We start from the raw sequence: 19213 nt of genomic DNA on the forward strand, positions 1-19213 counted from the left end.
AAGGGGCGGGCTCAGCGTTGTTTGCTGAGCCCGCCCCTTCTTTAGATGCCTACTACCTAGGTCGAGTGGCGCGATGCACGAGCCACTCCCCTGCCTGGTTTTACCGCTTAGGCGGTCTTGCGGCGGCTGAGCAGTAGGCCCGCACCTGCGAGCACAGCACCAATGAGCCCCACAAGGCCCACGCCGTACCCACCGGTCTTCGGCAGCTTGCCGGTCTTGGTGTCGGTCACTTGCAGGATCATGAGTTCGCCGGACCCTTTGGCCTTGATAAACGGGCTACTGCCGCCTACCACGGAGATTGTGTACTCCTTGGTCTTCTGGTCGATTGAAATTTCAAAAGCTACCGGCTCGGGCAGCAGGTTGAGACCTGCCGGTGCCTTCGTTTCTACGAGGTAGAAAGTGCCAGTCTTAGTAATTTCAATTGTTTTCATCTCAGGCGTGATGGTGTAGACCGGTCCTCCACTGTAGTCCGGCTGACCACCAACCGAAGGATAGATTTCGAAGGTCGCACCACCGAGTCCCGGTAGAACCTTGACTCCCTCGCCATCGACGTATTCCGCCTTTTCCAAGGTCAGCTTGCCTGGCTTGGGGGCCGGCGCTTTGTAGTTATCGACGACGCAGGAAATGTGAGACAGAACCTTATTGGATTCCGACATCTCTACGCGGAAACCAAACTCGCCCACATTTTCCACCTTGAGAGGTGAAGTCTTCCCGTCTCGGGTTTGAGTACACACAGCGTTGAAGTCACCGGTGGAATCCAAGGTGTCACCGCGTCGGAACAGGGTGTAGCCCTGCTTCTGCGTTTCAGCCAGAACCAGCGACTGCTCCTTCTCGCTTTCAATGTTCCACGATGCAGTACCCTTATCGGATTCAGATCCGGAGGTCACCTTCATCGACTGGTGAACCAGCAGACCGTTACCAGAGCCGATGACATTGTCATTTGCGGATAGGGTGAATTCCCAACCTGGGGCACCGTCTTCGAGAACCTTGCCGTTTTCATCGACAATCCTCTTCTTGACCTTCACTACGCCGTTACAACGAGAAGCAAGCTCTTCACCAATCTGCTTCAACTGCGCGGCTAGCTGCGAGTACTGGTTAACTCGGATAGTGTCGCCGGTACCAGAAAGATCCTCACCCATGGTCTTGACGCCTCGCGGACCGTAGGTCCACTTGGATTGATCACGCGTAATATTGATAAACCGGCCTGCCGAGTTTCGCTCCCAAACCTTGAAACCACGATTTTTATACGCAATCTCGAAGTTCACGGTAGTGTCGTCGCCCACGTAGCTTGCCGCATCCACGTATTTATCGAACTCAAAATAAAGTCCGGGCTCCGTAGGGGTTGTGCCACGCTTCCGCCAACGCACATTTTTCAATACGAGATCCTGAGTAACAGTTGTGCGCTGAGCAGACTTTCCGCCTACGGTCAGATCGACCATAATCGGAACAACACGCGTTCCTGCGGCCTTCAGCTCATTAGCTGCATCGATTGCCTGGTTCAGAGCGGACTCTTGGACGAACTCGCCCCCAAGCCCTAATTCAGTGGACCTAGATGAATAGGTCGGCATACCGTCAGTGATGAAGTACACCACGTCATAGTTTCCCGCAGCGACTTGCTTAAGACCGGCTTCCCAGTTAGTAGAACCGTTGCCGTCCCAGTTAGACACAAAGCCCTTTGCTCGACTAACCCCATCATCAGACTGCAACGAGATATAAGGCGGATTCTCGTTATGCGTAGACCCGCGTGGGTTCCACGGCGCGCTACCAGCAAAATTGTAGATGCCGAGCTCTGCAGGAGTTCCAGCCAGCGAATCAATCAAAGCATTCGCCGCTTTTTTCGACTCGGTAAAACCGTTTGAATCAGCGTAATTCAGCGAAGTTGAAAGGTCGGCCACTACAGCAATGCGCAGACCACAACGCTGTGGCATCGGCGGGTTAGGGACCCTCCCATGCACCCAATCAGCTCCATCCGGCGGAGAGATAATCGGTGGCTTTGGCTCACCTTTTTTCTCTCCATACACATCGAGGGTGACTTTCAGATTCTTGTTCTGTGAGAAATTATTAGTGAAGGTGAATACCGCATCCTTCGGCACAACGGCAGAGTCAACCGGCTTGCCATCTTTTACCGGCACGACTTCCATAGTGATGAAGCCGTTGCCAATATTGACATTGCGCTTCTGCAAGGTCACGCCTGACTCAATCTTATCCAGCTCGAGGTTGTACTGCTGCGCTTCCAAGGGGGTCGCGTCAGTCTCGATACGCACGGTTGCGTACTTCATGCGAGACTCCTCGGTCACCTTAGCCGTAAAGGCATTGGGATTCTTCGGATCTACTGGGTCACTTTCAACTGCAAAGTCGTGACCGATGGCATCAAAGTGACGCCCTTCGACAGCCGGCGGCTTAGGGTCTTCAGAAGAATCTGAACAGTTTTTCACCTGCCCGCTGAAGTCGAAAGACCACTCGGTCCTCGCACCGGCAGCGATCTGGTATCCGTTCTGCGGCTTCGCCGTGACCTTAACGGTCGCCTTTTGCCCCTCGTAGAAGTGCTGCCCAGCGGACTTTCGCTCGCCACCAATGAAGTAGTCGACACCCTTCGTGTCTGGGATGTTGATAAAGCCCTTCTCTACACAAGAGGGCGCGGTGGCTGGATCAACTGCAGTTGGCTCTGCAGGAGTCACGGACGTACCCGGCTCCGGTTCCGGGGATGGCTGTGGCTCCGTTGGGTCAGGCTGTGGCTCCGGTTCCGGGTCAGGGCCGGTGGTTGTTGATGTTGTGCCCTTCAGTGCGACGGACACCGAACCCGTTACCTTTGGCGCTGTGAAATCGGGAGTCAGGCGAACAACGTCCCCTTTATTCACCGCAATATTCAGATCGTTATGGGTAATCGTAAAGTTTGTACGTGGGTTACCGCTTGGCGTGAACTTTGGCTCAATCGACGTTCCGTTAATCGTTAGCGTGTACGTCTGCACGAAATTTTTTCCGGAAACGGAAAATTCAAGACTCGTGACCGTGGCGTCCGCCCCAACGGTGAACTCAAATGTCGGATCGGGCCTGGCATTGAGGTTCGAAAAATCCCGTTTCGCCGGGCTCACCGGAATGGTCGTCGCCTGCGTCTGCGCCTGCGCGGTCGGGGCCGGAAGGCTGGGCAGCGCGCCTGGGACGGCGACGCCGAAAACCAGCGCAAGCGCGGCAATCAGCGCGGCCGCTACTCCCATGAATCTTGTTTTCATTGTCGCTACCCTTCTTGCTTTCGCTTCTTCGTGATCAACAGCATCAACAGCCCGGCGCCCATCAGCGCCACCGCGGCGAGGACGAGACCGATGATCTGCACACCAGTCATCGCCAGGGCGCCCTGTTCGCGTTCTTTCTCATTACCCGACCCGGGGGTCTCCCGTGGCGGCGGGGTTTCGCCCGGCGGGGTGTCCCCTGGGGGCGGGGTGGACGGCGTCGTCGGCGGCGTCGTCCGCGGCGTCGTCGGTGGTTCGGTCGGTGGGGTGTTCGGCGGAACCGTGTTGTTCGTCTTCGCCACGATCACACCTTCCACCGGCCGGGGGTTATCAGCAACAGTATGGAAAGGAACCGCCACCAGGAAGGGGCTGATCTCCCGGTACTCTCCCGCCGCGGCACCAGCCGGTGCCTGGGAGGTGACCAGGTAGATGCCCTTCTCGAGCCCCTGGAATCGGACCTGGCCGGCCTCGTTGGTCACGGCTGTGATCGTGCGGTCGGTCGGCCAGTCAGCGATCTCGTCTGCGCTGGTGTTGCGGACCTTCGCCTTATCCGCGGCGTTCTCCGGGTCGATGCCCTGCAGCCGCTCCAGTTTGATGGTCACGCCCGCGACCTTGCCCGTGGCAGGGTTGACCGGGTCCCCATTGCCCGGGGAAAGCGTGATGCTCAGCGTGTCGGTTCCGTAGTCGCGGGATACCCCGGACTGATCACTCAGCCCGGCTACCTGGGCTGCGTCGGCAACCCCGACGGCACCATTTGCGCCGCCGAGCAGGCCAGCGCTGAGGGCGATGGCCGCCACAAGGCTGCGACTGGTCCGTACCGCGCGTGCGTGGCTAGTCATCTGCTCCAGCTCTTTCGTCATTCATCGTCTCTGTCGTTTCTTGGGATTCGTCATCCCGCTTGTTCTTCAGCAGCCACCGCAGCAGCAAGAGCAGCACAACAGCTGCTGCCGCGAGGAGCGCGTACATCCACCACTGCCACCCGGTACCGTGGTTCTTGTCGAAAACCTCGTGATCCTCTGGGTCCAGCGGGACTTGGTGGCCGCGCACCAGCAGGCGGTGCGTGTTGATCCCGTAGGGTGTGCAGGTGATCAGGGTGATGTAGTCCTTGCCCTGCTCCGGGCGGAGATCCTCGGTTTCGGTGGGGAGCACAACCTTGATCTGGTCGACCACGTACTTCAGCTTCTTGCCGGAGACCTGGACGTAGAAGGCATCACCTTTCTCCGCCTTATTGAGGTGGTCGAACATGGTGGAGTTCGCCAGGCCCGTGTGACCGGTGATCACCGAGTGCGTGCCCTTGCCGCCGACTGGCAAGTCGGAGCCGAAAAGGTGCCCCAAGCCCTTTTGCAAAGTGTCGTCATCTGTCCCGTGGAAGATCGGCAGGTCTGCCTTGATCTTCGGGAAGATGAGGCGCGCCATCGCGTCGTTCGCGCTGAGCTGGTCCAGGTATTCCTGGTATTCCGGGTTGTTCTCGTCGAGGCGGGCGAGCCAGGGGTCGAGGATGGGGCCGGTTGTTCGGTTCTCGTTGTACTCGTGTGCACGCTCCCACTGGGTGTCCTTCACCTCTTGTGGGGCACTCTTTTCGAGTTTCGCGTATTCCTGCGCGGCCTTCGTGACTTGGTGATTATTCCACAGGGTGGACGTCACCGGGTACAGCATCACGAGCACCCCGAGGATCACGAGTGCCGCGGCCAGCATGGGACTGGTCTTGGTGTTGTTGGCACGGCGGGGTTCCTTCTTCGGTTCCACGTCTGTGCTGAGGGTTTGATCCACGGGGTACTCCTGGGCTGGTTCTGTGTGGCTTGATGTGGGTGAAACCTCCGCCCGCAGGGTTGTCCGCTGGGCGAAGGTTTTACCGATTCAGCGGGCTATTAGTTCTTAGCACCGCGGCGTGCGAACCATGCACCGGCTGCCACGATGGCGGCACCGATTGCGGCCAGGATGCCGACACCGGCACCACCGGTCATCGGCAGGTTCGGGGTGGTGTCGTCATTGTTAACGACCTCACCGAAGTGAGAACCGACATTGACGTAAGCCAACTCGTACTCACGCTCCGGGATGGTCGACTTAGCAACCAGCTTGAACTCTATCGCCTCCGGCAGCAGCTCCTTGCCCTTCGGAGCCTTGGTCTCAATCAGGCAGTAGTGGGACCGTTTGCTTTCGCTGACTACTTCGTTGTTTTCGAAGTCATTGACGTGCAGACCAGTGATCTTGACATTACCGTCCCGGTCAGAGACGAAGGTGTCCGTAGTCTTAAAGTTCTGCTGACCTTTTACTACTTTCCAGGCGCCCTTATTTTGGGTATTAATATTGGAGCACTTCTCTTCTTTTTCCTGGCGGACAATCTGGAACTCGGCGCCTTCCAAGCCCTTGCGGTCGCTATCAACCTTCTTGAACTGCAGGCCACCCCAGTAGGTCTTGACCTTCGGGGTCTCTTTCGGGGTCTGGTTCTCCGTACCATCCGGGTGGTTCTGGTAGACCAAACCGGTGTTCGGTGCGATATCGGTAGCGTTCTTGAACTCTTCCTTGAGCTTGGTGGTGATGGTAACGACGACCTTGTCACCAGCATCAAGTGACTTAGCAGTTTCCTTTTTCAGGTTAACATCGACGCTATTGCCATCGAAGAACTTGCCGTCATTGTCGTCGTCCTTAGTCAGAGTCTGCTCTTCGCGATTTTTCTTGATAATCTTGACCTCAACGTCAGTGACCGTCAGCTTCTCGTCAATCTTGTCAGTGATCTGGAACTGGTTACGCTCCTTTCCCGGCTCCAGCTGACGAGCGGTACCCGTGACGGTGTAAACCAATTTTTCGTCGCCAGCGTTCTGGTCCTTGTCCTCCACGGTCTTGGTCGGCTCTTCGTCCTTGTAGTTCTTCGGGAACGCGTGGACGTCGTAGTTCCAGTGAGTGCCCTGGTTCTCCCCACCGTTATTCGCGGTCATCGGAATGAAAGCGATGAACGGAACAGCCGGGTCATAACCTTCCGCCGGCTTGGTCTCAACAACCAGGTAAGCACCGAGGGCAAGTTTCTCGGGAACTACCCACTTGCCGTCTTCGCCGGTCGTGCCGGTTGCGACTTGTTTCAGGACGCCGTTCTTAATCAGATCCTCGGTCGCCTGGGTGCCAGTAGCAAAATCGCTAGCCTTCAGCTTCGAAGCAGCCAGCAGGCCCTCGTTAGTGGTGACATCGATGTCGGTAGCGCCATCTGCAGTCTTGTTGATCTTGTAAACGGTGAAGCCCACGCCCGCGAGCTTATGACCACCTTTGCTCTCAACCTCCTCGGCATCTTTAATAGTGCCCGACGGGGTGCCTAAGCTGGTCGGGTTACCGAACTTGTGAATGGTGAGCGAGCCCGTGGCGTTCTTATTCACCAGTGGGGAGTCGCCTGCAGGCTGGTTGACGGCCTGGTCATTGTTTGCGTCCTGAGCGAGCGCGCCCGGGGCAGCGATACCCAGGGAGAGGCCAGCAACGGCGGCGACAGTGACCGAACGAATGGTCAGAGAGTTCTTCTTCACTGGAGTGAATTCCTTTACATAAGTAGTGACTGGAGCGCGTAGCACCCCCGATGTTCAGCGACTCACTCCGGTTAGCTACTTTCAAGCTCGCCGCCCTTTCGGCCACGACACTTTAAAATTCGCTGGCGGTCACATGCACCCGAACCCCCTTTGTTGACAAATCACTTTTATCGTGATGTCAACAATTCCCAGGGTTTAGCATTGCAGTGCCCACCTAGTGAATCGCGCTTAATCAACCTACAGCTTCGACCCCCTCAACAGCTAAAAGAATTAAGACATGCATTACTTTCCCCAAAAAACAAACCTAGCTAGCACGACTCAAAATCGCCCTCAACCTGGATTGTTGAACAGCATTTCGCCCCAATCGCACCGACAACCCCCCCCATAGGGGGGGGTAACAAGCGATAAGCGTCTCACAGCAAAATTTAAGACTTTGGCAATCTCGTAGCGAAGAATAGACTCCAACTCTCCACGTTCCACCGGAGCGAGCCCCAACACCTCAGTAGAAATTAAGGCCCATGACAGACAAATCCCCAACGCCGAACACGACGGACGCGAACCCGCCCCGCAAAGACAAGAAACTGAACTCCAACGCGATCATTGCCGTCGTCCTCATCCTCGCCGGCTTGGGTGTACTGCTATACCCGGTGCTCGCCACCCAGTGGAATAATTACCAGCAGTCCCGCGCCGCCGAGGCCTACTCGCAACTGGAAAAGGGCGTGCCCCCAGAGGTCCTCAATAAGGCCTGGGAGGAGGCGCAGCAATACAACGCCGACCTCGGGGATATTGACCCCGGCGATGCGTGGACCAGCGCCGACGACGAGAGCTCCCCGGCGTATCAGCGCTACCTGAATTACCTCTCCGTCCTGAATGAGACCGAGGCCATGGGCCGCATTGTGCTGCCCTCCATCAAGTCCGATCTGCCAATCTTTCACGGCACCTCCGACCGCGTGCTGGCCCGCGGGGTCGGCCACTTATACGGCACAGACCTGCCTGTTGGCGCACCCGGCGAACTCGGCGAGGATGGCACTATCCCGCCCGCCCCACCAGAGGGCCGACTCTCCGCGCTTTCTGCCCACACCGGCATACAGAACGCCACCCTGTGGGACAACCTCAACCAGATCAAGAAGGGCGACCCGGTCTACGTCGCCGCGGCGGGCGAGAAGCTAAAGTACGAGGTCCGGGACATCGAGATCGTCACCCCGGATAAAACCAGCCTGCTGCGCCGCACGCCGAATAAGGACCTGGTCACGCTCATCACCTGCACCCCCTATGGCATCAACACCCACCGGCTGATCATCACCGCCGAGCGCGTGCCGATGGACCCGCAGGAAGAGTCCGTCTTCGTCGGGCAGGGCACCACCTGGCAGTGGTGGATGTGGGCCATCCTCGCTGCCGCGGCGATCATCGTGCTGCTGCTGGTCCGGTGGTGGTGGAAGAACTTCCGCAAGCAGGAAGACAAGGAGGGGCCCGCAACCTCCGGCACTGGGGACACCGCGGAGAGTTAACGGGCTTTTGCCTGGTGGGTTGATTAGCAGCATGAGCTCATGAGTTCATCCTCCTCTCAGGCTCCTGCTACCCGCCGCCTCACCACCACCGGTGCAGTCGCCCTGGCGGTGGCCACCGCCGCAACCCTGGCCACCGCGCCAGTCTTCGCCGCGCCCCGCCCGGTGCAGGATTCCCAGGGTTTCTTCGTCTTCCCGGCGCACGCCCGGTTCAGCTTCCCTCACTCCCTAAAGGGCCCCGAGGTTGGTTCCTAGTCATTCGCCTTGATTTCTACTATTTCCTGTGGCGGGTTCTGCTGCCAATGGCGGATTCTGCTTCCACAATTCGGTGTTCACCTCGACCGAGGTTTGGTATCCCCAGTTTTGGTGAAGAGCTAGTCTCGTTCGACCAGGACACCCACTCAAATGTCGCGATTTCTACCTCGACACCGTCACCCCACCTGCAAGTATGGATTAGCTCGTTCTTTTAGAGAGCCATTAACGTTTTCGGCCAACACATTGTCATAGGAGTCGCCAACCATCCCGGTTGTGAGCCTGGTTCCAACAAGAAGAAGCTGCGGCAGCTTTCAGTGGCTCGTTAGTGTCGCGTAGCTGGTGATTGTTACGACGTAGCCTCGCGTTCTCAGCGGCCAAATCTTCAGGCACAGGTTCTGGGATGTTTCCCGCACGACGGGCAAGCTTAAGCCCATTGACCGCCCGTGCGCCATAACCCCCAGCTTTTAAAGCCACTGCCTGGCACGCGGGGTGCATCGACATGTGTTCCACAAAGATGCGGTCCTCCACGAGACGGAGCACACGGTCCTTGGCATCCTGGTCAAAACTCTTCGGCATGTTCCAAGACTTCCCATCTACTCAAGCGGAACAAAACCTGGGGCACTTCATAGCGGTGTCCAAAATAAATGGAATCGTCGTCATGGTTCTACTTCGAGGTAGCGTTGGCACTTAGGTTCCGATTTAGGCCGCTAGGTACGAAAGTCACATTCGAGTGGTTATATCCACACTTATTTCCGATGATAATCTGGCTCACAACTACGGCTTAACAGCAAGGCCGTAACTTGAGAAAGGATTAGTTCCATGGACGTCATGGAAACCTGGGAGCCGGTGCTTACAACCGGCCCTCTCCTGGGGATAGCAGCTGCAGCGGTTGCCTTGATCTTGGTCATGGTGATCCACTTCAAGGTTCACGCATTCATCGTGTTGACCATAGTTTCTACCCTGACTGCGCTGGTTGCCGGTATCCCTCTTGAGGGCGTCGTCCCGACGCTAACCAAGGGCTTCGGCTCCACGCTTGGTTCCGTTGCACTGTTGGTTGGTTTAGGCGCCATGATCGGGCGCTTGGTTGAAACCTCTGGTGGCGCTAAATCGCTTGCCGACGCCCTGGTGAAACTCTTCGGCGAAGACAAAGCACCGTTTGCGCTGGGTGTTGCCTCGCTGATTATGGGTTTCCCCATCTTCTTCGACGCTGGCTTGATCGTGATGCTGCCGGTGATCTTCGCAGTGGCGCGGCGCCTTAACGGCCCGGTTCTCGCCTACGGTATTCCCGCGGCCGGCGCGTTCTCAGTAATGCACATCTACCTTCCGCCCCACCCGGGTCCTGTCGCGGCCAGCGAATTTTATGGCGCTGACATCGGCCTCATTTTGGTCTTCGGCCTGCTGGTAGCGCTTCCTACGTGGTATCTCTCCGGCTACCGCCTGGGCCTGCACTTGAGCAAGAAGTACCCCTTCGTTGTCGGCGATATTTTGACCGGCGAACGCGTGGCGGATGAAAAGCTTCCGGAAAAGCCAGCTTCACCGGCGACGGTCATCGGAATTCTTCTTATCCCAATGCTCCTTATCTTTGGCAACACCGGCTTGTCAGCCCTTTCCTCCGCTGGTCACATTTCGAGCGATGCCACCTGGGTGAAGTTCTTCATCTTCCTAGGTCAGACCCCCATCGCGCTGCTCATCACGGCGCTTGCCGCGATGATTGCGCTCGGATTCAAGCGCGGAATGGATAAGACTGCGATTGAAAAGACCATGGAGTCTTCCCTGGGCCCGATTTGCTCGGTGGTGCTGATTACCGGTGCCGGCGGCATGTTCGGCGGCGTGCTACGTACTTCTGGAATCGGCGATGCTCTGGCTGATTCGATGGCAGGCCTCGGAATTCCTGTCATTCTTGCCTGCTATCTCATTGCGGTCGCGCTACGTCTTGCACAGGGCTCTGCCACCGTGGCTCTTACTACTGCAGCAGCGCTCATGGTCCCAGCTGTAGAAGCAGCAGACTACTCTGCAGTGCAGCTTGCTCTTATCGTGCTTGCCACTGCCGCGGGGTCGGTCTTTGGCAGCCACGTCAATGACTCGGGCTTCTGGTTGGTCGGCCGGCTCATGGGCATGGACGTGGCAACCACGCTGCGCACGTGGACCCTTAACCAGGCACTCGTTTCCTTCGTCGGCTTCGTCTTCGTGCTTATCATTTTTGGGATTACTGCAGCGTTTTAGCCTCAGATAGTCTCAGTCCAAGAAAGCCAGACCACAACGGTTTAGGGCATCTAGCCCCGCAGATACCTCGCTGCTTCGGCAGCCAGTTCTGCGGGGCTTTGTGCTACGTCGAGCACGATCCCCGGCTCGTCCTCGCCTAACTGCTCAAGCGTTTCGAACTGCGATTGCAAAAGCGATACCGGCATAAAGTGGCCTGCACGGTTTTGCATGCGCTCCAGCAAACGCTCGTAGCTGCCGTGCAGGTGAACGAAAACCGTGTCAGGCGCATGGGTGCGAATCAGATCCCGGTACGAACGTTTCAGAGCTGAGCATCCCACGATGGCGCCTTCGGTTTGCGCCTGCATCCACTGCCCGATTGCTTCGAGCCAAGGCCAGCGGTCGGCGTCGTTAAGCGCGTGCCCCGCGGACATCTTTTCGATGTTGGCGGCCGGATGCATGTCATCGCCGTCCCTAAAGACGAGACCAACCTGGTCTCCCAGCAGCTGCCCCACCGTAGATTTCCCGCAGCTGGACACTCCCATCACGATGACGTGTTTATGCGCAAGTTCCGTGTTCACCTTAGTAGAGTTCACAGCCTTCAATCCTAATACTGCGGGGTGACGCTGATACGTTCAATCTCCGATCGCGCGGCCGGGTCCAACATCGCGCACAATCCGGCGACCACGTAACGGACTCCGGGAACCGTGGTGGAGGAACCCACGCCTTGCACGCAACGATCAAAGGCAGGCAAGCCGATACCGGGTGCCGGCGAATTCATCGAATAGAACGACGCTGCCATCGCCGCACCGCGATTGCTGTTCAGCGCATCAGAGGAACCCTTGATTCCCTGCCACAAGACTGCCCCAACCGGATCAACTAGGAACTGATGCTGCTCCTCCGGCGTCAACGCGGCAGCCTCTGGCGCAGTCGCACCCACGCCACCACCACTAACCACGCCAAGGGACAAAAGCCCAACTGTCAAAGCACGAGCACAAACACGAGAGAGCTTATTCATAAACGCAACCTACCACGCTAATCAGTCTCACGAAGTGGCTTTTCCACACGTTATTAACAGCGCTTCAACGCGGTGGACCCAACTATCCCTTAAAGCACAATTTCGATGCGTGAACTGATCCCGATGGCAGTCCTCCCAAGCAAAAGCCACCTGCAAAACCTCGTTCAAGCCCGACAACGTCATGCCTGCATCAACAGCAATTTCGCGAGTGACTCGGAATTGTCCGACTTCCAGTGTGGCCAAAAGTTACTAGCTACTCATGATTTGAAGGCTTCGGATTAGCTATAGCCTGTTGAATCATCACGAGCTCGACTCCTAAGATTTCGCCGGAAGATGACACATCCACAGCACCAGCAATAGATGCTGGATCGTCACTGAAAGATAGTGGAATTGAGTACTGATATTCGCCGACATCTTTATCATCAGTGCGTTTTAGCGTAATGCCTACATCGTCGAATACGCCTGACAAGTCCAATTTGTCGCCCTTTTTGATCATCTTCATTTTCCCTTTCCCAATTAGCACGTACATCCGAAACACTATCGCTATTCAGTTCCCTCTTCCCTCGCTTCAGTTCTCAGGCCAAATACCACCGCCGCTAGATTCCCGATTCCCCGTCCTGTTAGATCACATTTATGAGTACATCGCAATCAAGGCCGAGGCTGCTTGCCATCACGGCCTGCCCAACGGGAATCGCACATACCTACATGGCGGCGGAAAACCTTGAGGCCGCGGCGCAGAAGCTGGGCTACGAGCTTAAGGTGGAAACCCACGGCTCCATCGGAGTCGAAGGGAAGTTTTCGCAGGCAGACATCGATGCGGCAGACGCCGTTGTCATCGCGGCGGATACGGTGGTAGCTAAGGACCGCTTCGTCGGCAAGCGGCTCGTAGCTACCGGCGTCGACGAAGCCATTAGCCGCCCGGAGGAGCTACTGGGCCGTGCACTGGAGGCAACGGCGCTAACTACAGCTGAGGCCCGGCGTGACTCCGCCGAGAGCGCCACCCCGGCGGGAGGCCGCACAGAAGGTACTGCCGATTCGGGTCTGCGCGGCTTTGGCCAGACGCTGTATAAATCCCTGATGAATGGCGTGAGCCACATGATTCCCTTCGTAGTCACGGGCGGTTTGCTCATCGCGGTCGCGCTGTCCATCGGCGGCACGCCAACCCCGGAGGGCATCGCCATTCCGGAAGGCAGCTTCTGGTTCACCATTAATCAGCTAGGTGCCCTGGCGTTTTCTTTGATGGTGCCGATTTTGTCCGGCTACATCGCCGTGGGCATTGCGGATAGGCCGGGCCTTGCACCGGGACTTATCACCGGCCTTATCGCCACGACGGGTTCGCTCTACGGATCGGATGCGGGTGCCGGATTCATTGGCGGCATCATCACAGGTATCTTGTCCGGCTATGTTGCCCTGGCCATCAAGAAGATTCCAGTGGGCAAGTACGTCGCGCCGATTTGGCCGATTATTGTCATTCCGATTCTCACCACGCTCATCGTGGGCCTGGCGTTCATCTACATCATCGGTCATCCAGTCGCCGCTGCCTTCGAGGCCATGACGGATTACCTCGCCGGCATGCAGGGTTCCTCCGTGCTCATACTCGGCGCTGTCATCGGCGCGATGATTGCCTTCGACATGGGCGGGCCTTTCAACAAGACCGCCTTCCTCTTCGGCGGCGGCCTCATCGCGGCTGGCAACGCGGCACCGATGGGCATGGCGGCAACGGCGATTGCCGTGCCACCGCTAGCCGTCGGCGTCGCCACCTTGGTTCGCCGCAGCTGGTTCAACAAGGCCGAGCGCGATTCCGGTATCGCCGCCCTTTTCATGGGTATGTTCGGAATTACCGAGGGCGCGATTCCGCTCGCCGCTGCTCGTCCGCTGCAGGTCATTCCGGCTAACGTCATCGGCGGTGCCGTCGCGGGCGCCATCGCGGGACAGCTCAGCGTCGAGGATCACGTCATGCACGGCGGCCCGATCGTGGCGCTGCTGGGCGCCGTCGACAACGTTGGCGGATTCATCATCGGCCTGGCGGCCGGCATTCTTGTCGACGCCGCGCTTATCCTCCTGCTCGTCGGTATCACCGCCAAGAAGGGTGCCGCGGCGTCGGAAGCAACTCCTACTGAAGGCGCCAGCGATAGCGATGCCCTGCTTCTTCCCGATACGGTCGCGCTTGAGACCACGCGTGGTACCAACCGCGAGGACATCATTCGCGAGCTCGTCGCTTCCATCGCAGCCACCGGTCGCGCTTCCGACGCCGAAGTGCTTGTCGACGCCGCACTAGCCCGCGAAGAGCAACACTCCACCGGCGTCGGCAATGGCGTTGCCATCCCGCACGCCCACACTGCAGGGGTCACGCGCCCAACCTTGGCTTTCGCCCGTCTTCCCAAGCCCGGCATTCAGTGGGCCGAGGGCGAGGAGGCAACCGACCTAGTATTCCTGATCGCTGTTCCGGAAGGCTCCGGCAATCAGCACCTCAAGATTCTGTCGAAGCTGGCCCGCCGCCTGATGAAGGAAGATTTCCGCGCACAACTGCGTGCTGCGGGCACTCGCGAAGAGGTCATCGACCTGGTGGGCGATGCAGTCGCTGTTCCCACCCCGGCGCAATAGTTCTTGAACTAAACGCTAAATCCCCCGCTTAGCGGGTGCTCGTCACGCTACTCGATCTCCCCATAGCACCCGCAATTCCTCAGTCGCCGACCGCCAGTACGCAGCTTGGGCTGCAGTAAATTCCTTCAGCAAGTGCCCGCCGCTGCGTGCAGCGGTGCGGGTGGCCTCGTTCGTAGCAGCATCGAGGACGTCGATATAGCGGCCGACCTCCCCGCGCGGGATGCGAAGCCCCATCGTTAGATGCGGGGTCCAGCGAGCCCCTCGTGATTCAGGATTGGCCGCGCTTATCTCCCGGGCGGCCGCTTCGAACTCATCGGTTGTTTCCAGAAGCCAGGCGATTGATTGCTTCGAGCGCGTTCCGAATACTACGGTTCCCACCCGTTGAAAAGTGGCTGGCAATAGCGGCGGAAGCAGTTCAGCGGCCAGCTCCACCGCCTCGGGGGCCATGGATTGGGCGAAAGTAATAGTGATGTGTGGGCGCTGATTCTGGCGTGGCAGGCCGCGCCGAACGAGGTCGTCGAATAGCTCGGCGATGGCCCGTTCTTGCTCTTCAGGAAGATAAAGCAAGAGATTTTCTGGGGATTTGACGCTCATGATTTCAGGTTATGGCATTTGAACTTTTAAGGTTGCTTGGTTTCCAAATGCTGTTAGCCGAGCCCAAACCCGCATGGAGTTGTCCCCACCACTGGGCGCTACAAGCCACGTGACAATACATCCCAGGCAGTAATGTGCACAGGCTACCCCAAGGTGAAGCGCGGGGCTGAGCCAATAAAACGGGTTTTTCGCCTTTCGAGGACTGCCGATTAGCCATTTCCCCATAAGGATTACCCCCGAAAGTAATTATACTTTAGTTTGTGACCGTTCGGACAAGAACACTTTTCGCACGATATAGTCCTAATTCGGAAAATTCCCAGTCAGTGTTAATTTTCCACCGAAACCGTTTGCATTGTTCATGACACTTATGTGAATTTCTATCTTTAATTGTCAATACATCTCTATCGTGCGCCACTGGAAAACAGTCGCTAGCGTAAGTCTTCGTCACGCACCGCCAACATATTCGCCGTGCGTAACTAGAAAAAATACGTCCACCTCCAGTCGTTCGAGGAGAACTGAACATGTCTTTCCGTCGTCGCTCCGCCGGCCTGTTCGCCGGTCTTGCCATCGCCGGCAGCACGCTCATGATGCCAGCAGCTAACGCTGAAACCATCACCGAGTCCTACCCAGAGACTCCGGCCATCAACGCCAAGCTGCCAATCATCCACACCACCCACGGGTCCGACCACAAGAAGGCTAACGTCCTTAACCCACGCCCGGTCTGCAACCCATGGGAAGACCACCGCACCGTTGTCTACAAGGCAACTGACACCTTCATGCCAGCTGGCACCATCTCCACCACCAACCAGACTAAAAAGAGCATTCCACTGCAGCAAAACCTGTCCAAGTCTCAGTCCATCCAGCTGGAGGTCAACGGCGACCGCACCAGCACCACCTCCATGAACCTGGGCGGCGACGTCTCCGGCAAGAACTCCAAGGGCTCCGCAGGCATCTCCCACGACATCACTACCAAGCTCGGCGCTTCCGCGTCCTACTCCCTGTCCTGGGAGGCTGGCCAGTCCATCGGACCTTACGACGTTCCGCCAAACCACACCGGCGAAGCAACTTACGGCTTCCGCGTTCTGAGCTTGACCGGTACCCAGCAGTACTGCAAGACCAACGGCACCTGGTCCACCCCGACCGCTTGGTCCGCACTGCAGCCAGTCAAGAACGAGGTTCGCGTCAAGCTGTACGACGACCTCGCTGACTCCTTCGCTCCAAACAAGGACGCACAGAACACCGAAGAGGTTAAGCAGGAGGACAAGGATCCGAAGGATGACGCTGAGGTTGTCAAGGACAACGAGGCTCCAGTAACCGAGGCACCTATTTCCGAGGCTGAGGCTAAGAAGGAAGAGGAAGCTGACAAGGCAAAGCTCGAAGAGGTTAATAAGGACGAGAACTCTGACGAGAAGCAGAAGCTCGACCTGAAGCCTTTCTTCACCACCTCCGGCGCTAAGCACTCCGGTTTCGCAGGCACCGTTGCTCTGCAGCTGGAAAACGTTGGTTCTGACCGTTACTACGGCACCTTCCCTGCAGTTCAGTTCCGCGTTGACGTGAAGACCGACAAGGGCCCGAAGGGCGTTGACCGCCTCATCACCCCACGTTCTTCCAACGGCGCTCACATCCGCGACCTGGGCTTCAACGAGGAGACCTCCACCCGCACCTTCGAGGTCACCCTGGCTAACCCAATCAACGCTGGCGAGAAGGTCCGCGTTGCAAACCTCGACTTCGGCGATGGCAACACCAAGGAAGGCCGCATCCACAACTACATCAAGGTAACCCAGATTGGCCGTCTGGAAGGCGACAACTCCCAGACTAACGACCAGAACGTTGACTCCCGCAAGGCAACCGTCAACGACTTCGGCAAGCAGGCTAAGGGCACCTTCTAAGCCCTGCAAGCATCCGTAGCCGCTCCTTTTTTCTTCAGCTCCCTTCTCAGGAGCCGGAAGAAAAGGGAGCGGCTTTCCCAGTTTTGCGCACGTCCGTCAGCGTCATGCCAGCACAATTTGCCAAACAAGGCGCCAAAACTTCCCGAAATCACCCCAATATTTGGCAAATTGCGCCCTTGCGCCGCCCCAAGCCCGGACGCGGGCTCTTAGAGTGGAGCACACAAGGCACAAACGCAAAGGAAACATCATGACTACAAAACAGCCGCACTGCGTGGTCGTCGGCTCCATCAACGCCGACTTGATGATTAGCGTGGAGCGCCACCCCACCCCGGGCGAGACACTCATCGGCAGCGGTGGCGAGGTGCTCGCCGGCGGCAAGGGCGCAAACCAAGCGGTAGCTGCGGCACGCCAAGGCGTCAGCGTCTCATTCGTGGGCGCAGTCGGCGATGACGCTTACGCCGGCCCAGCCATGGAACTGCTAGAAGCATCGGGCGTCGATCTCAGCCACGTCGAACACCTCAAGTCCACCACCACGGGCCTTGCGGTAATCGAGGTCGCAGCCGACGGCGAGAACACCATCGTTGTGGTTCCCGGCGCGAATGCGCGGGTGGACGCTGAGTTCGTTCAACAGCACGCGCAAGCAATACACAAGGCAGACCTGGTGCTACTACAGGGCGAGATTCCCGCCGCAGGATTCCAGAAGGCGGTCGAACTCGCACGCGCGGTAGGCGCCCGGGTGGTGGTGAACCTGGCGCCGGTGGTGGACGTCGATAAGCAGGCGCTCCTGCAGGCAGACCCACTCGTGGTTAACGAACACGAGGCGGGGTTGGCGCTCAGGCAACTGGGTGCGCAGACGCCGAGCGATGAACCAGAGGAACTCGTAGAATGCCTGCGCGCCGAAGGCTTTGCCGCGGTGGTGTTAACGCTTGGAGCGCGCGGGGCCATCGTGGCGGATGCCGAGGGCACCACGCCGATTCCCACCCCGCAGATCAAAGCGGTGGACACCACGGGCGCCGGCGACGCGTTCACAGGCGCGCTCGTGGCGAAGCTCCTACAAGGGGCCACGCTTAGCGACGCCGCCCATCACGCCGCCCGCGTGGGCGCCTTCGCCGCGCTGGGCCGCGGCGCCCAGCCTTCCTACCCGGATCTAAAAGCGCAGCTTCCTTAAACCGCCAGCCAAGGGCAAAGCGCAGCAACCGTGGCCTCCGCACCTGCTTCCAGGGTGGGGTGCAGCTCAGGGACGAACTGCGGAGAGTGATTGCCCGGTGCATTCTCCGGGTCTGGGAAGCCGCCGACGACCCAGAAGCAATACGGTGTGCCAAAGGCATTCGGGATATCCGGGAAATCCTCCGAGGCCGATAAAGGCGCGAAGGTCTCCGTGCGCTCCTCCCCCAACAAGGTCTGCATAGACTCGGTGACCTTGGCAGTTACATCGCGGTCATTGTCCAGCACCGGGAAGCGTTCGGAGTATTCGAAGGAAGGCTCCGGCGCGCCCGCCGCGGCGGCCTGATTGCTCACGATGCGTTCGATCGAGGCATGAATGTGGTCTTCGACTTCCTGCGAGTAGCAGCGGGTATTGAGCTCGAACACGACTTTGTCCGGAATCACGTTGGCCTTCGTGCCGCCGTGAATCGTGCCCACGGAGACCACCGCGCGCTCGCTGGCCGGTAGCTCACGGGAGATAATTGTCTGCAGCTGCATGATGATTGAGGAGGTAAGCACGATTGGGTCGACGCTCTTCTCCGGCATGGAGCCATGCGAGCCGACGCCGCGCACAGTTACCTTCACAGTGGAAGCCTGGGTGAAGCTAATGCCCTCGTTGGTCGCGACATGGCCCATTGACAATGCACCCATGACGTGCTGGCCCAGCATGACATCGGGGACGGGAACCTTGCCCGTGATTCCCGCAGCGACCATGTCCTTGCCGCCTTCAGCGATCTCCTCGGTAGGCTGGAAGACTGCCTCGAAAGTGCCGGACCATGCGTTCCGGTTTTCCGCCAGAAAAGAGATGGTGGTCAATAGCCACGTGGTGTGCATGTCGTGGCCGCACATGTGCCCCACCGGCACCTCCTGGCCAGTCTTGTCGGAGACCTGAGTGGCAGTCGAGGCGTACTCAACGCCGGAGTCTTCCTTCACTGGCTCCAGCTCTTTGATAATCCGCGCCTTGGTTTCGGCTTCCTGCAGCGAGAGCTCCGGGTGCTGGTGGAACCACCTATAAAGCTCCTCACGCTGCGCCTTCGTCCTTTCCAGATATGTTTCCAAAGATTCAAACAGTTGCGTCATAGATCCCACCTAATGCCTACCTAGTCACCGCTTGCGGAGAACGCACTCTTGACGCTATATACCCCTAGGGGTATATTCAAAACCATCCTAATATACCCCCTGGGGTATACGCCTAGAAGAAGGGGAATCC

Annotated in this window: 17 protein-coding genes; 6 read left to right on the forward strand and 11 right to left on the reverse strand. The window is 58.2% G+C overall.

All coding sequences use genetic code 11. The features are described 5' to 3' along the window. Positions 1 to 107 precede the first annotated feature (107 nt). The 4 genes from HMPREF3148_RS01570 to HMPREF3148_RS01585 all read right to left on the reverse strand — a co-directional run bounded on the left by HMPREF3148_RS01570 (position 108) and on the right by HMPREF3148_RS01585 (position 6736). Positions 108 to 3230 (reverse strand): SpaA isopeptide-forming pilin-related protein, encoded by a 3123-nt coding sequence (locus HMPREF3148_RS01570; protein WP_070508591.1) that lies wholly within the window; start codon positions 3228 to 3230, stop codon positions 108 to 110. Between the two features lie 5 nt (positions 3231 to 3235). After that, a complete protein-coding gene (locus tag HMPREF3148_RS01575) occupies positions 3236 to 4066 on the reverse strand; it encodes an isopeptide-forming domain-containing protein (protein ID WP_049064079.1) in 831 nt (276 codons plus the stop codon). After that, entirely contained in the window at positions 4059 to 4997 is a 939-nt protein-coding gene (locus HMPREF3148_RS01580) for a class C sortase (protein ID WP_070508592.1), read from the reverse strand. The genes HMPREF3148_RS01575 and HMPREF3148_RS01580 overlap by 8 nt, the downstream gene beginning before the upstream one ends. A 98-nt stretch (positions 4998 to 5095) precedes the next feature. Further along, entirely contained in the window at positions 5096 to 6736 is a 1641-nt protein-coding gene (locus HMPREF3148_RS01585) for a SpaH/EbpB family LPXTG-anchored major pilin (RefSeq protein WP_070508593.1), read from the reverse strand. Between the two features lie 518 nt (positions 6737 to 7254). Between HMPREF3148_RS01585 and HMPREF3148_RS01590 the strand changes: the two genes are divergently transcribed. Both HMPREF3148_RS01590 and HMPREF3148_RS01595 read left to right on the forward strand, forming a co-directional pair. Beyond that, on the forward strand, positions 7255 to 8244 hold the full coding sequence (locus HMPREF3148_RS01590; protein WP_070508594.1) for a class C sortase: 990 nt from the start codon (positions 7255 to 7257) through the stop codon (positions 8242 to 8244). A 39-nt stretch (positions 8245 to 8283) separates the two neighbouring features. Continuing rightward, positions 8284 to 8496: a hypothetical protein gene (locus HMPREF3148_RS01595; protein ID WP_005528086.1), complete on the forward strand. Its 213-nt coding sequence runs from the start codon at positions 8284 to 8286 to the stop codon at positions 8494 to 8496. Positions 8497 to 8742: 246 nt separating this feature from the next. On the opposite strand, the gene HMPREF3148_RS13940 is transcribed toward HMPREF3148_RS01595, so the two are convergent. Next, entirely contained in the window at positions 8743 to 9072 is a 330-nt protein-coding gene (locus tag HMPREF3148_RS13940) for a transposase (RefSeq protein WP_005528085.1), read from the reverse strand. A 252-nt stretch (positions 9073 to 9324) separates the two neighbouring features. On the opposite strand from HMPREF3148_RS13940, the gene HMPREF3148_RS01605 reads away from it, so the two are divergent. After that, on the forward strand, positions 9325 to 10719 hold the full coding sequence (locus HMPREF3148_RS01605; protein ID WP_049064188.1) for a GntP family permease: 1395 nt from the start codon (positions 9325 to 9327) through the stop codon (positions 10717 to 10719). 50 nt (positions 10720 to 10769) lie between these two features. Here the strand turns inward: HMPREF3148_RS01605 and HMPREF3148_RS01610 are convergent, their stop codons facing one another. The 4 genes from HMPREF3148_RS01610 to HMPREF3148_RS01620 all read right to left on the reverse strand — a co-directional run bounded on the left by HMPREF3148_RS01610 (position 10770) and on the right by HMPREF3148_RS01620 (position 12215). Continuing rightward, on the reverse strand, positions 10770 to 11240 hold the full coding sequence (locus HMPREF3148_RS01610; protein ID WP_049064189.1) for a gluconokinase: 471 nt from the start codon (positions 11238 to 11240) through the stop codon (positions 10770 to 10772). 62 nt (positions 11241 to 11302) lie between these two features. Beyond that, on the reverse strand, positions 11303 to 11713 hold the full coding sequence (locus HMPREF3148_RS01615) for a hypothetical protein (protein WP_236081485.1): 411 nt from the start codon (positions 11711 to 11713) through the stop codon (positions 11303 to 11305). A gap of 27 nt (positions 11714 to 11740) precedes the next feature. Continuing rightward, complete coding sequence (locus HMPREF3148_RS14205) at positions 11741 to 11956, reverse strand: IS1096 element passenger TnpR family protein (RefSeq protein WP_080970051.1); 216 nt, start codon at positions 11954 to 11956, stop codon at positions 11741 to 11743. 10 nt (positions 11957 to 11966) lie between these two features. Further along, a complete protein-coding gene (locus tag HMPREF3148_RS01620; RefSeq protein ID WP_129720980.1) occupies positions 11967 to 12215 on the reverse strand; it encodes a hypothetical protein in 249 nt (82 codons plus the stop codon). A 131-nt stretch (positions 12216 to 12346) separates the two neighbouring features. Here HMPREF3148_RS01620 and HMPREF3148_RS01625 point away from each other — a divergent pair, with 131 nt between their 5' ends. Continuing rightward, positions 12347 to 14317, forward strand: coding sequence for a fructose-specific PTS transporter subunit EIIC (locus HMPREF3148_RS01625; protein WP_049064088.1), 1971 nt, complete (start codon positions 12347 to 12349; stop codon positions 14315 to 14317). Between the two features lie 42 nt (positions 14318 to 14359). Here HMPREF3148_RS01625 and HMPREF3148_RS01630 read toward each other — a convergent pair whose 3' ends face one another. Next, positions 14360 to 14911: a 2'-5' RNA ligase family protein gene (locus tag HMPREF3148_RS01630; protein ID WP_049064090.1), complete on the reverse strand. Its 552-nt coding sequence runs from the start codon at positions 14909 to 14911 to the stop codon at positions 14360 to 14362. Positions 14912 to 15432: 521 nt separating this feature from the next. Between HMPREF3148_RS01630 and HMPREF3148_RS01635 the strand changes: the two genes are divergently transcribed. Next, on the forward strand, positions 15433 to 16800 hold the full coding sequence (locus tag HMPREF3148_RS01635) for a hypothetical protein (protein ID WP_070508595.1): 1368 nt from the start codon (positions 15433 to 15435) through the stop codon (positions 16798 to 16800). A 247-nt stretch (positions 16801 to 17047) separates the two neighbouring features. Further along, the gene (locus tag HMPREF3148_RS01640) at positions 17048 to 17968 is read left to right on the forward strand and encodes a ribokinase (protein ID WP_049166750.1); all 921 of its coding nucleotides are present in this window, start codon (positions 17048 to 17050) and stop codon (positions 17966 to 17968) included. On the opposite strand, the gene HMPREF3148_RS01645 is transcribed toward HMPREF3148_RS01640, so the two are convergent. Next, on the reverse strand, positions 17965 to 19083 hold the full coding sequence (locus HMPREF3148_RS01645) for an amidohydrolase (protein ID WP_049064094.1): 1119 nt from the start codon (positions 19081 to 19083) through the stop codon (positions 17965 to 17967). The genes HMPREF3148_RS01640 and HMPREF3148_RS01645 overlap by 4 nt on opposite strands. Positions 19084 to 19213 lie beyond the last annotated feature (130 nt).

The sequence above is a fragment of the Corynebacterium sp. HMSC05D08 genome, from assembly GCF_001807215.1.
GTDB lineage: Bacteria > Actinomycetota > Actinomycetes > Mycobacteriales > Mycobacteriaceae > Corynebacterium > Corynebacterium striatum.

Excerpts from the sequence above, each read along its gene's own strand:
- HMPREF3148_RS01570 (WP_070508591.1), bottom strand. The coding sequence starts at position 3,230 with ATGAAAACAAGATTCATGGGAGTAGCGGCCGCGCTGATTGCCGCGCTT.
- HMPREF3148_RS01575 (WP_049064079.1), bottom strand. The coding sequence starts at position 4,066 with ATGACTAGCCACGCACGCGCGGTACGGACCAGTCGCAGCCTTGTGGCG.
- HMPREF3148_RS01590 (WP_070508594.1), top strand. The coding sequence starts at position 7,255 with ATGACAGACAAATCCCCAACGCCGAACACGACGGACGCGAACCCGCCC.
- HMPREF3148_RS01595 (WP_005528086.1), top strand. The coding sequence starts at position 8,284 with ATGAGTTCATCCTCCTCTCAGGCTCCTGCTACCCGCCGCCTCACCACC.
- HMPREF3148_RS13940 (WP_005528085.1), bottom strand. The coding sequence starts at position 9,072 with ATGCCGAAGAGTTTTGACCAGGATGCCAAGGACCGTGTGCTCCGTCTC.
- HMPREF3148_RS01605 (WP_049064188.1), top strand. The coding sequence starts at position 9,325 with ATGGAAACCTGGGAGCCGGTGCTTACAACCGGCCCTCTCCTGGGGATA.
- HMPREF3148_RS01610 (WP_049064189.1), bottom strand. The coding sequence starts at position 11,240 with ATGGGAGTGTCCAGCTGCGGGAAATCTACGGTGGGGCAGCTGCTGGGA.
- HMPREF3148_RS01615 (WP_236081485.1), bottom strand. The coding sequence starts at position 11,713 with ATGAATAAGCTCTCTCGTGTTTGTGCTCGTGCTTTGACAGTTGGGCTT.
- HMPREF3148_RS01620 (WP_129720980.1), bottom strand. The coding sequence starts at position 12,215 with ATGAAGATGATCAAAAAGGGCGACAAATTGGACTTGTCAGGCGTATTC.
- HMPREF3148_RS01625 (WP_049064088.1), top strand. The coding sequence starts at position 12,347 with ATGAGTACATCGCAATCAAGGCCGAGGCTGCTTGCCATCACGGCCTGC.
- HMPREF3148_RS01630 (WP_049064090.1), bottom strand. The coding sequence starts at position 14,911 with ATGAGCGTCAAATCCCCAGAAAATCTCTTGCTTTATCTTCCTGAAGAG.
- HMPREF3148_RS01635 (WP_070508595.1), top strand. The coding sequence starts at position 15,433 with ATGTCTTTCCGTCGTCGCTCCGCCGGCCTGTTCGCCGGTCTTGCCATC.
- HMPREF3148_RS01640 (WP_049166750.1), top strand. The coding sequence starts at position 17,048 with ATGACTACAAAACAGCCGCACTGCGTGGTCGTCGGCTCCATCAACGCC.
- HMPREF3148_RS01645 (WP_049064094.1), bottom strand. The coding sequence starts at position 19,083 with ATGACGCAACTGTTTGAATCTTTGGAAACATATCTGGAAAGGACGAAG.